The sequence below is a fragment of the Chromobacterium sp. CV08 genome (assembly GCF_051129845.1).
Taxonomy (GTDB): Bacteria; Pseudomonadota; Gammaproteobacteria; order Burkholderiales; family Chromobacteriaceae; genus Chromobacterium.
On the sequence record NZ_CP150453.1, the window covers coordinates 3,770,324 to 3,784,475 of the forward strand.

At 65.7% G+C, this 14,152-nt stretch carries 12 protein-coding genes; 1 reads left to right on the forward strand and 11 read right to left on the reverse strand.

The window, feature by feature from the left end:
• Positions 1–43: 43 nt before the first annotated feature.
• Complete coding sequence (locus WNM05_RS17195; protein ID WP_434629102.1) at positions 44–1,408, reverse strand: hypothetical protein; 1,365 nt, start codon at positions 1,406–1,408, stop codon at positions 44–46.
• Between the two features lie 176 nt (positions 1,409–1,584).
• On the opposite strand from WNM05_RS17195, the gene WNM05_RS17200 reads away from it, so the two are divergent.
• Positions 1,585–2,322 carry a substrate-binding periplasmic protein gene (locus WNM05_RS17200; protein ID WP_434629104.1) on the forward strand — a complete coding sequence of 246 codons (738 nt, stop codon included), beginning with the start codon at positions 1,585–1,587 and terminating at the stop codon, positions 2,320–2,322.
• An 80-nt stretch (positions 2,323–2,402) separates the two neighbouring features.
• On the opposite strand, the gene WNM05_RS17205 is transcribed toward WNM05_RS17200, so the two are convergent.
• The 10 genes from WNM05_RS17205 to WNM05_RS17250 form a co-directional block, all read right to left on the reverse strand.
• Positions 2,403–3,113: an ABC transporter ATP-binding protein gene (locus tag WNM05_RS17205; RefSeq protein WP_434629106.1), complete on the reverse strand. Its 711-nt coding sequence runs from the start codon at positions 3,111–3,113 to the stop codon at positions 2,403–2,405.
• On the reverse strand, positions 3,110–3,880 hold the full coding sequence (locus WNM05_RS17210; protein WP_434629107.1) for an ABC transporter ATP-binding protein: 771 nt from the start codon (positions 3,878–3,880) through the stop codon (positions 3,110–3,112). The genes WNM05_RS17205 and WNM05_RS17210 overlap by 4 nt, the downstream gene beginning before the upstream one ends.
• A 2-nt stretch (positions 3,881–3,882) precedes the next feature.
• Positions 3,883–4,974 (reverse strand): ABC transporter permease subunit, encoded by a 1,092-nt coding sequence (locus WNM05_RS17215; protein ID WP_434629109.1) that lies wholly within the window; start codon positions 4,972–4,974, stop codon positions 3,883–3,885.
• 17 nt (positions 4,975–4,991) lie between these two features.
• Positions 4,992–5,921: a branched-chain amino acid ABC transporter permease gene (locus WNM05_RS17220; protein WP_434629111.1), complete on the reverse strand. Its 930-nt coding sequence runs from the start codon at positions 5,919–5,921 to the stop codon at positions 4,992–4,994.
• A 665-nt stretch (positions 5,922–6,586) separates the two neighbouring features.
• Complete coding sequence (astB, locus tag WNM05_RS17225; protein WP_434629113.1) at positions 6,587–7,933, reverse strand: N-succinylarginine dihydrolase; 1,347 nt, start codon at positions 7,931–7,933, stop codon at positions 6,587–6,589.
• 10 nt (positions 7,934–7,943) lie between these two features.
• A complete protein-coding gene (astD, locus tag WNM05_RS17230; RefSeq protein WP_434629115.1) occupies positions 7,944–9,404 on the reverse strand; it encodes a succinylglutamate-semialdehyde dehydrogenase in 1,461 nt (486 codons plus the stop codon).
• On the reverse strand, positions 9,401–10,438 hold the full coding sequence (astA, locus tag WNM05_RS17235) for an arginine N-succinyltransferase (RefSeq protein ID WP_434629116.1): 1,038 nt from the start codon (positions 10,436–10,438) through the stop codon (positions 9,401–9,403). The genes astD and astA overlap by 4 nt, the downstream gene beginning before the upstream one ends.
• An 11-nt stretch (positions 10,439–10,449) precedes the next feature.
• Entirely contained in the window at positions 10,450–11,469 is a 1,020-nt protein-coding gene (gene aruF / locus WNM05_RS17240) for an arginine/ornithine succinyltransferase subunit alpha (protein ID WP_434629118.1), read from the reverse strand.
• A 140-nt stretch (positions 11,470–11,609) separates the two neighbouring features.
• Positions 11,610–12,824, reverse strand: a complete 1,215-nt coding sequence (locus WNM05_RS17245; protein ID WP_434629120.1) for an aspartate aminotransferase family protein — start codon at positions 12,822–12,824, stop codon at positions 11,610–11,612.
• 319 nt (positions 12,825–13,143) lie between these two features.
• Complete coding sequence (locus WNM05_RS17250; RefSeq protein ID WP_434629122.1) at positions 13,144–14,064, reverse strand: LysR family transcriptional regulator; 921 nt, start codon at positions 14,062–14,064, stop codon at positions 13,144–13,146.
• Positions 14,065–14,152 lie beyond the last annotated feature (88 nt).

The following is a 14,152-nucleotide window of genomic DNA, read 5'->3' on the forward strand; positions in this document are numbered from 1 at the left end:
CAGACCTCCATAGGCGGGAAATGCCGACAGGATACCAGCCTTGTCACGCCGACGGCGGCCCGTCGCCGGATCTCAGTCCGAAAGCCATCGCCAGCAGCGGCGCCAGCAATGCCAGCCCCAACCATTTCCACATCCGCTCCAGCACTTGCCTCGCGCCGTTCAAGGCGCTGTCGAAGGCCTGCTGGTTGATCGCGCGGGTATGGTCCAGCGACTCGATGAAATTGTCGAAGGCCCAGTCGGCGCGGCGCGGCTGGCTGCCCAGGCTCAAGGCCAAAGCCTGGCTGTGGCGGCCGGCGTCCTCCAGCCCGCGGGCGCGGGCGGCGATGCGCAGATACTCGCCCCAGGCGCGCAGTGCCGCCGTCGCGCTGGACGCTTCGCCGTCGAAATCTATGCTGGCCATCTCCTCGCCGAGCAGGCCCTTGTCCTTGAAACGGTCGGGATGGGCGTCGAAAACCCGCGCGTCGGCCGGCGGCTCTCCACGGAACAGGCGGGCGGCGCTGGCGGCGAACAGCGCCTGCTGCGCCACCTTGTCCCGGCCGGGCGGCAGCAACAGATAGATGCTCTGCTGGGCATTGGCCAGATAGGCCCAGGCCTTGGACTGAGCCAGCAGGTAGACGGAGTCGAAGGCATCCTCCTTCGCCACCTTCATCTGATGACCGATCTCGGCGCCACAGGACAGAAAGCCGCCGGCGGCCGCCAGCATCGCCAGCAGGCCGGCCAGCAAGGCCGGACTGAGCCGGCGGCGGAAGCGGCGGGCAAGGAAGAACTGGGTCTCCAGCAACAGCAAGGCCAGCAGCGCCGTCATCGCGGCGAACAAATACGTCCAGCACCGCGCTTGCCAGCGCTCGTCGGCATAGGCCTGATTCAGATGCTTCTCATTGGCCTGATCCAGCAGCCGCGCCTGCGGCAGAATGCGTTCGCGCATCAGCGCGTCGGCCTGCAGCAGGGCCGTCGGATCGCCCCGTTGCGCCAGCGTCCGTCCGATCAGGCGCTGGTACTCCGCCAGATGCTCCATCGTGGCCAGTATCGGCAGCCTCTCCTCCTCGCCATAGGTGATGTTCTGCGCCGCCGACACCAGATGGTCGTTGGCCCTGGCGATGGACTGGCGAAAGGCCAGCGCGCTGGGACCGGAATCGCCCTCTCCGGCCAGCAGCACATTGACGATCTGGGTATGGGCGTCGGCCAGCGCGGTGCGGATGTCCTGCGCGGCGATGATGGACGGCGCCGCGTCGCGGCCGACCGTCTGCATCACGTCGCGTATGGACAGCCAGGCGCCCAGGCCGGCGGCGGCGGCCAGCAAGACCAGCAGCAGCGCCGCCCGCCGCCGCAGCCGCAATTGGAACGGCACCAGATGACGCGTCGCCAGCAACACCGATTCGGCGATGGAAACAACTTGCCGGGTGGCCACTCGATTCTCCTTTAAGAGCCTGATCGCGCCCGGCGGCCGGATGCGGCGGCCGGATCATGACTTTTAACGCACCCGGCCGCTTCCGGTGCACCGTTCCCGCGCGAACCGGCCATCGGTTTGCCGTTATACTCAACAGGCAGGGGCCGCCATGCCTGGCGGCGACGACGGAGAAAGCCATGCCCCTCTGGCAGCAAGCATGCACACTCGTACTGTCCGCTTTCCTCTGCGCCGCCGCCTGCGCCGGCGAGGCCCTGACGCTGGCCGCCTCCGAATATCCGCCGTACATGTCGCCGCGAATGGACAACGGCGGCGTCGCGGTGGCCATCGTCCGCGAAGCCTTCCGCCGCGCCGGCTATCCGGTCAGGACCGTCTACCTGCCTTGGGCGCGCGCGGTCATCGAGGCTCACGACGGCCGGCTGGACGGCATCGTCGGCCTGTGGACGACGCCGGAGCGCCAGCGCGCCTTCCTGTTCTCCCAACCGTTCCTCGACAACCACATCGGTTTCTTCAAGCGAGGCGGCGAGGCGATCCGCTATCGGACGCTGGCCGACCTGAAGCCCTACACCGTCGGCACGGTGCGCGGCTACGCCAATTCGGAAGCCTTCGAGCGCGCCGGCCTGAAGACCGACGAGACGCTGAGCGACGCCAGCAACCTGGCGAAACTGGCTGCGCATCACATCGACCTGGCGCTGATAGACCGCGGCGTCGCCAACTACCTGCTGAACGGCAGCCAGGCCGCGCTGGCGTCCAAGCTGGAATGGCTGCCGCCGGCCGTCGTCGTCTATCCGATGCATCTGGGCATCTCCAAGCGGCAGCCGCTGGCGGAAAAACGCATCGCCGACTTCAACCGCGCGCTGGAAACGATGCGGCAGGACGGCACGCTGGGCGAGATGCTGAAACAGGCGAGGATCTGAGAACGTGAAAAAGCCGCCTGTCGGCGGCTGAGAGGCGCCCCGCCGGCAAGCCGGCGGAGGACTGGGACGGGCTGGGCGCCCTATTCGCCCAGATAGGCGTTGCGGACGCGTTCGTCGTTGAGCAGTTCCTTGGCGTCGCCGCTCATCGTGATGCGGCCGCTTTCCATCACGTAGCCGCGCTGCGACACCTCCAGCGCCAGCTTGGCGTTCTGCTCGACCAGCAGCATGGTCACGCCCTGCTTGGACACCATCTGGATGATCTCGAAGATCTTCTCGACGATGATGGGGGCGAGACCCATAGACGGCTCGTCCAGCAGCAGCAGCTTAGGACGGGACAGCATCGCGCGGCCCATCGCCACCATCTGCTGCTCGCCGCCGGACAGCGTGCCTGCCAGCTGCAGACGGCGTTCCTTCAGCCGCGGGAACAGCTCGTAGACGTGCTCGATCTCGCTCTGGATGGCCGCCTTGTCGTTGCGGTAGTAGGCGCCCATCTGCAGGTTCTCCTCCACCGTCAGCTTGGCGAACACGCCGCGGCCCTCGGGCACCATCGCCAAGCCGTGGCGGACGAAGTCGTGCGACGGAATCGACGCGACGTCCTTGCCGTCGTAGACGATGCTGCCGCCGCTCTTCTTCACCATGCCGACCAGCGTCTTCAGCGTCGTGGTCTTGCCGGCGCCGTTGGCGCCGATCAGCGTCACCAGCTCGCCCTGCTCGATGTGAAAATCTATCCCCTTGACCGCCTTGATGCCGCCATAGGCCACTTGCAGGTCTTTGACTTCCAGAATGCTCATGCGTGGGCCGCTCCCAGGTAGGCTTCAATCACTTTCGGGTTACGGCGCACCTCGTCCGGCACGCCTTCGGCGATCTTCTTGCCGTAGTCCAGCACGGCGATGCGGTCGCACAGACCCATCATCAGCTTGACGTCGTGCTCGATCAGCAGCACGGTGACGCCGCCGGCGCGTATCTTGCTCATCAGCGCCTTCAACTCTTCGGTCTCGCGCGGATTCATGCCGGCTGCCGGCTCGTCCAGCGCCAGCAGCTTCGGCTCGGTGGCCAGCGCGCGGGCGATCTCCAGCCGGCGCTGGTGGCCGTAGGACAGATTGCGGGCCCGCTCGTGGGCGACATCGGCGATGCCGACATATTCCAGCAGCTCCCAGGCCTTGGCCTCGATCGCCGCCTCCTCGGACATCGTGCCCTTGTCGCGCAGCACCGCGCCCAGCGCGCCGGCCTTGGAGCGGATGTGGCGACCGACCATCACGTTTTCCAGCGCCGTCATCTCGGCGAACAGGCGGATGTTCTGGAAAGTGCGGGCGATGCCGGCCGCCACCACCACGTGCGGCTTCTGCTGAAACAGATTGTGGCCGTCGAACTCGAAACGCCCCTCGTCCGGCACGTAGAGGCCGGTCAGCACGTTGAACAAGGTGGTCTTGCCGGCACCGTTCGGCCCGATCAGGCCATAGATCTCGCCCTTGTTGATGGTCAGGCCCACATCGTTCAGCGCGTGCAGGCCGCCGAAGCGTTTGTGGATGCCTTCGATTTTCAGCAAAACTTCAGCCATGATTAACCTTTCTGCGCAGCCGCTTCTTCTTTTGCGTGCTGGAATTCAGCCTTGCGGCGCTTGGACGGCCACATCCCTTCCGGACGGACCAGCATCATCACCACCATCGCCAGGCCGAACAGCAGCATGCGGGCGTTCTCCGGATCGACGATCATCCGGCCGAAGGTTTTCATCTGCAGCGGGCCGATCACGTCTCGCAGGATTTCCGGCGCGATGGTCAGCACCACGGCGCCGAGTATCACGCCCGGTATGTGGCCCATGCCGCCCAGCACGATCATCGCCAGGATCATGATGGACTCCAGCAGGCTGAACGACTCCGGCGACACGAAGCCCTGGAAGGAGGCGAACAGTCCGCCGGCCACGCCGCCGGACAAGGCGCCCAGACCGAAGGCCAGGAGCTTGATGTTGCGGATGTTGATGCCCATCGCCGCGGCGGCGATGTCGTCCTCGCGCAGGGCCACCCAGGCGCGGCCGATGCGGGAATGCTGCAGGCGCCAGGCCATGATCACCACCAGCACCGTCAGCGCCAGGAACAGGTAGTAGTACAGGTAGACGCTGTGGAAGCTCAGGCCGAACAGCTCTATCGTCTGGCCCAGCGTCACGCCGCCGATATGGATAGGGTCGATCAGGTTGATGCCCTGCGGGCCGTTGGTGATGTTGACCGGGGAATTCAGGTTGTTCATGAAGATGCGCACGATCTCGCCGAAGCCCAGCGTCACGATGGCCAGGTAGTCGCCCTTCAGCTTCAATACCGGCGTGCCCAGCATCACCCCGCCCAGCGAGGCGAGCGCCGCGCCCAGCGGAATGGTCAGCAGGAACAGCCAGTGGATGTCGAAGTGCGGCGAACTCAGCAGCGCGTAGGCATAGGCGCCGATCGCGTAGAAGGCGATGAAGCCCAGGTCCAGCAGGCCGGCGAAACCGACGACGATGTTCAGGCCCAGCGCCAGCATCACGTAGAGCAGCGCGAAGTCGACGATGCGCACCCAGGAGTTGCCCAGCGCGCCGCCGACGACGAAGGGCAGCACCAAGAGCGCGATGGCGCTGAGGGCGAACAGGCCCATCTTCTTATTGGTATCCAGAGTATTCAGATTCATGACTTTCTCTCTCCGGATCAGGCGCGGTCGGCCATTTTTTCGCCGAGCAGGCCGGACGGGCGGAAGATCAGCACCGCGATCAGCACGATGAAGGCGATGATGTCCTGATAGTTGGAGCCGAGGAAGCCCCCGGTCAGCGTGCCGATGTAACCGGCGCCCAGGCTCTCGATGATGCCGAGCAGCAGGCCGCCGGCGACCGCGCCGCCCAGATTGCCGATGCCGCCGAGCACCGCGGCGGTGAACGCCTTCAGGCCTATCATGAAGCCCATGTAGTAGTGGGCCTGCTCGTAGTTGGTGGCCACCATCACGCCGGCGATGGCGCCCAGGCCGGAACCGATAAGGAAGGTCGCGGAGATGATGGTGTTGACGTTGACGCCCATCAGGCCGGCCACGGCCGGATTCTGGCTGGTGGCGCGCATCGCGCGGCCCAGCTTGGTCTTCTCCACCATCAGCAGCAGGCCCGCCATGATGGCCAGGCACATCACGATGATCAGGATCTGCAGCTTGGTGATGCTGGCGCCGAAGATGGTCACGACGTCGTGATCGATGATGGACGGGAACGGGATGTAGTTGCGGCCCCAGATCAGGATGGCCACCTGCTGCAGCACGATGGACACGCCGATCGCGGTGATCAGCGGCGCCAGCCTTTGCTTGCCGCGCAGCGGACGGTAGGCGATGCGCTCGATGGTGAAGCCCAGCAGCATGCAGGCCGGAATCGCCACCAGCATGCCGATCAGCACCAGCGCCGGCCCCGGCAGATTGACGCCGGCGCCCATCAGCGTGTTGACGACGGTGATGGTGACCATGGCGCCGAACATGACCACTTCGCCATGGGCGAAGTTGATCAGCCCCATGATCCCGTACACCATGGTGTAGCCCAACGCGATCAGCGCGTAGATGCTACCCAGAACGAGACCGTTCAGGATTTGTTGCAGAAAAATGTCCACGTTTGGAGATCTCCTCTGATTGTCGACCGGCAGCTTTGCGGGGTGTTCCCTCTTATCGACTGCTGCCTGTTTTATCCACCTGCGGCGGGCCTTTTTCTTGGCTTCTGTCCGACAGGCGAACCGATTATCACCATGTATCCAATCGACTGTCAATTGCGCATACCGGTTAAAAAATCGACCGCCGCAAAGCATTTATTTTCAAATCATCTATTTGATTTTTAAGACCTTTTTAGATAAATCTCCAGATCGAATTTTTATAGAGAACAGTATTGGCAAAAGTCTTTCCCTTTACCCATCGCTTTCACATTTTGGTCATACTCTCCATCACTTTTATTCACATACGAACATTCAACGCGCAGTCTCGGCATGCATTGCGAACAATCAATGATGAGTATCGTTCATTTGCATACAATCTACAGTACCAATTGCTATCCATTAATTCGCTGACTTCGAATATTAAAAAATTCTGCAGGCCGCCCGACGCCGCGCTTGTGACTTCCGCCACACAGCGCGGACGATATGCAACAACCATGCCAATTTTCAACATAGCCTCCGTCTGGAATGACCGGGCGCCAATTTGTTAACAGCGATGAGGGCGGCCGCAATGAAAAAAGCCCGCCCCGGCGACAGGCCGGAACGGGCTCGAATCCAACGGCAGGCTGGGCTCAGGCCAGTTGGAACGGATAGACGCTGCCCAGACCCAGGATGCGGGTCAATTCGTCCAGCGCGCCGCGGCACTCGCTCAACAGCTGCGGATCGGCCAGATCGGCCGGCGCCAGCCTGTCGCGGTAATGGCGGTCCACCCAGTCGTTCAGCGTCGCGAACAAGGCGTCGCTCATCAGCACCTTGTGATTCACCGCGGCCAGCTCGGCCTCGTTCAGCGCCACGCGCAGGCGCAGGCAGGCCGGACCGCCGCCGTTCTGCATGCTCTGTTTCAGGTCGAAGACCTTGACCTCGTCGATCGGGCCGCCGCCGGCGACCAGCTTCTGCAGGTAGCGCCACACCCGTTCGTTGCCGCGGCACTCGTCCGGCACCACGATCAGCATCTTGCCGTCCGCCTTCGACAGCAGTTGGCTGTTGAACAGATAGCTCTTCACCGCCTCCTCCACCGTCACCTCGGCGCGCGGCACCTCGATGGCGGTGAAGCGGCCGCCGCGCGCCGCCAGCTTGCGGGCGAGCTCGTCCAGCACGTCGGCCTGGTTCAGGAAGGCCTGCTGGTGGTGGAACAGCACCTCGCCGTTGCCGACCGAGATCACGTCGTTGTGGAAGACGCCGGCGTCTATGGTGTCCGGGTCCTGCTGCGCGTAGACGACGCCTTCGTCGGCCAGGCCGTGCAGCCTGGCCACCGCCCGGCTGGCCTCCAGCGTCTGCCGCGCCGGGAACCTGGCCGGCTTCGGATAGCGCATGTCGAAGGCCGAGGCGCCGAAGACGAAGAACTCGACGCCCGGCCGGCCATAGCCGGCGCAGAAGCGGGTATGGTTGGCCGCGCCCTCGTCACCGAAGTGCATCTGCGCCGGCAGTGCCTCGTGCACGGCGAAGCGCGCCTCGTCGGCGAACATCGCCCGCAGCACGCGGCCGGTGGTCGGATGCTCGATCGAGCGGTGGAACTTGTTGTTCAGATTGGCCGGCGTGAAATGCACGCGGCCGTCGGCAGTGTCCGCCGACGGGCTGACCGTGGCCGCGTTGGCGGTCCACATGCTGGACGCGGACGTCGCCGCCGCCAGCATCGCCGGCGCCTCCTTGGCGGCCGCCGCGATCACCTCGGCATCGCTGCCGGCGAAGCCCAGCCGGCGCAAGGACGCCACGTCGGGCCGCTCCTGCGGCGCCAGCACGCCCTGCTTGAAGCCCAGGTCGTGCAGCGCCTTCATCTTCTGCAGGCCCTGCTTGGCCGCCAGCTTCGGGTTCGACGCCGCGCTGACGTTGCTGGTGGACGCGACATTGCCGAAGGACAGGCCGCTGTAATTGTGCGTCGGGCCGACCAGGCCGTCGAAATTCACTTCATAGGCGTTCATCGTCTTTCCCTCACAGCACGATGCCCGGCGACAGCTGGGCCGGCAGCGTCAGGCTGTCGCACTCCAGCGACGCCACCGGGTAGGCGCAGTAATCGGCCGCGTAGTAGGCGCTGGGGCGGTGGTTGCCGGACGCGCCTATGCCGCCGAAGGGCGCGGCGCTGGAAGCACCGGTCAACGGTTTGTTCCAGTTGACCACGCCGGCGCGGCTTTCCAGCCAGTAGCGGTCGTAAAGCTCGCGGCTGTCGGACAGCACGCCGCCGGCCAGACCGAAGCGGGTGTCGTTGGCGACGGCGATGGCCTCGTCGACGTCGGCGTAGCGGATCACCTGCAGCAACGGGCCGAAGAACTCCTCGTCCGGGCGGACGACGGCCGTGGTGTCCACGATGCCCGGCGTCAGCATCGCCGCGCCCTCCTCCAGCCTGCGCATCGCCAGCAGCGGCTTGCCGCCTGCGGCGATCAGCGCATCCTGCGCCTTCAGCAGGGCGTCGGCGGCGGCGTTGGAGATCACCGCGCCGAGGAAGGGCGCCGGCTCGGCGTCGAACTTGCCGACGCGCAGCCTGCCGGCCACCTCGACCAGGCGGGCGACGAAGGCGTCGCCCCACTGGCCCTGCGGCACCAGCAGGCGGCGCGCGCAGGTGCAGCGCTGGCCGGCCGAGACGAAGGCGGACTGGATCACGTGGTGCACCGCGCCGTCGACGTCGGCCACTTCGCCTACGATCAGCGGATTGTTGCCGCCCATTTCCAGCGCCAGGATCTTGTCCGGGCGGCCGGAGAACTGCTTGTGCAGCAGCGCGCCGGTGGCGGAGCTGCCGGTGAAGAACAGGCCGTCCAGTCCCTCGTGGCCTGCCAGCGCCACGCCGGTATCCTTCGCGCCCTGCACCAGGCCGATGACGCCGGCCGGCAAGCCGGCCTCGGCCCACAGCTTGACCGTTTCCTCGGCGGTCCACGGCGTCAGCTCGGACGGTTTGAAGATCACCGCGTTGCCGGCCAGCAGCGCCGGCACGATATGGCCGTTCGGCAGGTGGCCGGGGAAGTTGTACGGACCGAACACGGCGACCACGCCGTGCGGCTTGTGGCGCAGCACCGCCTGGGCGTCGCCCATCGCCGCGGCGCGCTCGCCGGTGCGCTCGGCCAGCGCCTTCAGCGAGATGTCTATCTTGCCGACCATGGTCGTCACCTCGGTCGTCGCTTCCCACAGCGGCTTGCCGGTTTCCTGGGCGATCACACGGGCCAGTTCGGCCTTGCGCCCGGTCAGCAGCTCGCCGAAGCGGCGCACGACGGCGGCGCGCGCGTCCAGACCCATGCGGGCCCAGGCCGGGAAGGCGGCGCGGGCGGCGCGCACGGCGGCGTCCACCTGGCTGCCGCTGGCGGCCCGGCCCTGCCACAGCGGCGCGTTGTCGGCCGGATTGCTCTTGCTCAGCGCCTCGCCGTCGCCGGCCAGCCACTTGCCATCGATGAACAGACTGCTCATTGCACTGCCTCCTTCGGCGACAGCGTCACGCAGCGGACGTGATCGCCGTCTTTAATCTCGAGCGCCCGCGCCAACTCCGGCGTCAGGCTGAATTCGCCCTGCGGCCGCACCGACTCCGCCAGCACCGCGCGGAAGCCGTGCAGCGAGTCGTTGCAGACCAGATAGCATTCCCGCTCGCCGGCCGGCAGCGGATCGACGATGCGCGCCGGCAGCCGCTGGCTTTCCTTCACCGCGCGGATGTCGCTGGTATAGGCCTGTATCGTCGGGCCGGCGTCGAAGATGTCGACATAGCCCTCGTAGCGGAAGCCCTCGGACTCCAGCAGGGCCACCGCCGGGCGGGTGCCCTCGTGGGTCTGGCCTATCACCGCCTGCGCGTCCGGCGGCAGGAAGTCGACATAGACCGGGTGCTTCGGCATCAGCTCGGCGACGAAGGCCTTCTGGCCGACGCCGGTCAGATAGTCGGCCTTGGCGAAATCGATGGAGAAGAAGTGGCGGCCCAGCGCCTCCCAGAACGGCGAGCGGCCGGCTTCGTCGGACACGCCGCGCATCTCGGCCACCACCATCTTGCCGAACAGCTGCGGGAACTGCGCCAGGAACAGGAAGCGGCTCTTCGACAGCAGGCCACCGTTGCGGTTGACGCGGTAGTCCGGGTGGACGAACAGGCTGCACAGCTCGGAATAGCCGGTGTGGTCGTTGGACAGGAACAGCGTCTCGTGGCGGCTGTAGACGCCCAGCTCCTCCGACGCGTGGACGATGGTGCCGACGCGGTAGTTGTACCAGGGCTCCTTCAGGCCGACGGCGGCCTCGATCGCGCAGATGCCGGCGACCTTGCCGGTTTCGCCGTCTTCCAGCACGAAGACGTAGCCGTGGTCGGCGCGATCGAGCTCGCCGGCGAAGGACAGCACCGAGCGGCCGATCTTGCGCGACAGCCTCTCCTCGTTCACCGGCAGCGAAGTCATGCCGATGCCGGCGCTCTTCGCCAAATGCATCAGGCCGTCGAGGTCCTTGTGTTCAACGGGGCGGATAAACATCATGGCCTCTCTCCTCACGCTTCCTGCAGGCCGGCGACACGCACCGCGTCGCCGCTGGTCACGCCCAAGGCCTTGGCCGCGTCCGGGTTGATGAAGGCCACGCCGTCCACCACCGCGACGCGGGCGACGGTGGCGGCGAAGCCGGCCAGACGCTGGTTGCTGAGCAGCTGCGGCGCGGCCTGGACCGGCAGGCTGGCCTGCACTTCCACCGGATAGACCCCGCTGTGCTCCACCGTCTTCAGCCGGTCCAGCTCGGCGGTCAGCACCGCGCCGCCGTCGAAGATGTCCAGGTAGTTGTCGGCCTCGAAGCCCTCGTGGCACAGCAGCCGGCACACGCGCTCGAAATGCGGATGGATCTGGCCTATCGCCTGCTGCGCCTCGTCCGGCAACAGCGGCACATAGATCGGATAGCTGGGCATCAATTCGGCGATGAAGGTCTTGCTGTGGCTGACGAAGGCCTGCTCCACCTGCAGGAAATCCATATTGAAGAAGCGGCGGCCGATGGCGTTCCAGAACGGCGACTGGCCTGCGTCGTCGTGTATGCCCTGCATCTCGGCGATGATGCGGCGGCCGAAGCGCTCGCGCTCGCCGGCGATGAACAGCAGCCGGGCGCGCGACATCAGCTCGGCGGCGATCGGTTCCAGGCCGCCGTCGACATAGAAGCCGCACAACTGCACGGTGCCGGTCAGGTCGTGGCAGATGTTCAGCACGTGGATGCGGTTGTTGACCTTCAGCGCGCGGGACGCGTGCACGGCGGTCTCGCTGCGGTAGCTGTAGAACGGCTCGTCGAAGCCGGCCGACGCGCAGATCGACGCGGTGCCGACCACGGCGCCGCCATGCTCCAGCACGAACATATAGTATTCGCTGCCGGCGTCGCCGGTGGCTTCATGCTCGAAGGCGTCGACCGATTGCCGGATGCGCTCGAACAGTTTCTCGCGGTTGCTCGGCAGGCTGGTGACGCCGATGCCGCTGGCCCTGGCCAGCCGCTCTATCGCGGGCAGGTCCGAGGTGCGGACGGGACGCACGGTAAACATGGGAACTCCTCCCTGGTTGTGCTGCGCCGGCGCCGAATCGGGCGCAGCCGCAGCCGCGACCCGGCCGAAGGCGGGGTCGTGGCGATGGAATCGGGATTGCGAAACCGGCCGCGCGCCCGCCAGGGCCGCGCGGCTCGGCCTTACTGGCCGGACAGCAGGTCGGCGATGGCCGCGTCGAGGCGCTTCAGGCCTTCGTCGATGTCGGCGTCGCTGATCACCAGCGACGGCGCCAGGCGCAGCACGCTGAGGCCGGCCACCAGAATCATCAGCTGCCGCTTCTCGGCGGCCTTCAGGAATTCACGCGCGCGGCCGTTGTATTCGTCGGTCAGCACGCAGCCGATCAGCAAACCCTTGCCGCGCACCAGCTTGAACACCTTGTGCTTGGCGTTGATCGCCTCCAGGCCGGCCACCAGTCGCCGATGGCGCGCCTCGACGCCGGCAAGGACCTCGGGGGAGCTGACGATGGACACGACCTTGTGCGCGACCGCGCAGGCCAGCGGGTTGCCGCCGTAGGTGGAACCGTGGCTGCCGATGCCGAAGCTCTTGGCCACCTTCTCGGTGGTCAGCATCGCGCCGATCGGGAAGCCGCCGCCTATGCCCTTGGCCGACGACAGGATGTCCGGCGTCACGCCGTACTGCTGATAGGCGTACAGCGCGCCGGTGCGGCCCATGCCGCTCTGCACCTCGTCGAAGACCAGCAGCGCCTTGTGCTTGTCGCACAGCTCGCGCGCGGCCTTCAGGAATTCGGGATCGGCCGGCAAGACGCCGCTCTCGCCCTGCACCGGCTCGATGACCACCGCACAGGTCTTGTCGGAGATCGCGGCCTTCAGCGACTCGATATTGTTGAACTCGAAGTGGGCGATGCCGCCCGGCACCGGGCCGAAGCCTTCGGTGTACTTGGGCTGGCCGCCGACGCTGACGGTGAACAGCGTGCGGCCGTGGAAGGAATTGACGCAGGACAGGATCTGGTTCTTGTCCGGGCCGAAGTTGTCGTGCGCGTATTTGCGCGCCAGCTTGAACGCGGCCTCGTTGGCCTCGCCGCCGGAGTTGCAGAAGAACACGCGATCGGCAAAGGTCTTCTCCACCAGCAGGCTGGCCAGCTTCAGCGCCGGCTCGTTGGTGAACACATTGGACACGTGCCACAGCTTGTTAGCCTGCTCGGTCAGCGCGGCCACCAGTTCCGGATGGCAATGACCCAGCGCGTTGACGGCGATGCCGCCGGCCAGGTCGACGAATTCGCGACCGTCCTGGTCCCAGACGCGGGAACCTTCGCCTCGTACCGGGATGAAACCGGCCGGGCCGTAATTGGGCACCATGACCTGGTCGAAATCAGCGCGGCTTACCGAATTGCTCATTGATGGTTTTCCTTCCTTGTTCTGTCTTGCGCCAGCGCTTTTTCCGCGCGGCTGTTTTTACATGCTCGATCGATTCTAAAGGAAGCTGACGAGAAGTCACTATCCTGTTTGCGACACCGCCGTACAGAAACCTCCCGTCAAAATGCAGTTTTATGTTTGACAATCAGCAATATCCACTTTCCTGCCCCGTCCTTCCCGCCCGATCGAACCGGCCTGCCAGAAAGGGAAAAGATGCCGGGAACGCAGTCAAACATTGAGAATGCCCTTCTCAACTACTCGTTAAAACAATCCACCACCGCACAACGGCATCGCCGCCCTCCTAGTCCACAGCCGCGGCGAACATCGACATCCGCCGCGCAATCCAGGCCAGCAGCTCCCGGGGCGCGGCCGCCAGCGGACGGCCTGCCTTGACCAAAAGCCTGGCCTTGGCCCCTTGCAGCAGCGGATGGTCGATCGGCACCACGGTCAATTCGCCGGCCATCAGCTCGCGGTAAGCGGCGAACTCGCCGATCAGCGCGACGAAGTTGTCGGCGGCGGCGATGCGCTTGAGCGCGGACAGCGAATTGGTGGTCAACGCCGGGCGAATCCGTATGCCCTCGGCGAATTCCAGCATCCTGACCGCGTGGCCGATGCCGAACGTCGGCGGCATCAAGGCCAGCGGGTAGGACAGCAAGTCGGCGATGCCGGCGGGCCCGCCCCTCAGCGCCAGCGGATGGTCCGGCCGGACCAGCAGCACGACCGGCTGCGCGGAGCTGGCGCGATATTCGATGTGGGGATGCGCGGGCGGATTGTAGGCAAGGCCGATATGCGCGCGCCCTTCCGCCACTTCGCGCAGCAGATCGTCGACAGGCCACATCTCCAGCCCGATCTCCAGCTGCGGATATTGCCGGCAGAACGGGGTCAGCACCTCGTCGACCAAGGCGTCGACATACCCTTCGCTGATCGCCAGCTGCACCTGCCCCTGCTGCAAGCCCTTCAGGGCCAGCAATTGGTCTTCCAATTGCTCCTGGTGCGAGCGGCAGCCGCGCCAGTATTCCAGCAGATGCGCGGCGGCCTCGGTCGGCCTGACCCCGCGCGCCGCGCGTTCGAACAGCGCGACGTCCAGTTCGTCCTCCAGCAATTTGATCTGGCGCGTAATCACCGACGGCGAGGTGTTGAGGCTGTCGGCCGCGCCGCGTATCGAGCCGTGCCGCAGCACCTCGCGGAAATAACGCAGCCGTTGTTGATTGATGTCCCGCATGCTCAGGCTCCGTCCTTGCGTTGCTTATAAGGCAACAAAGTGTGCATATTGTTGCTCTTCCTGTGAAATCAGCAAGTTGGCATAGTGA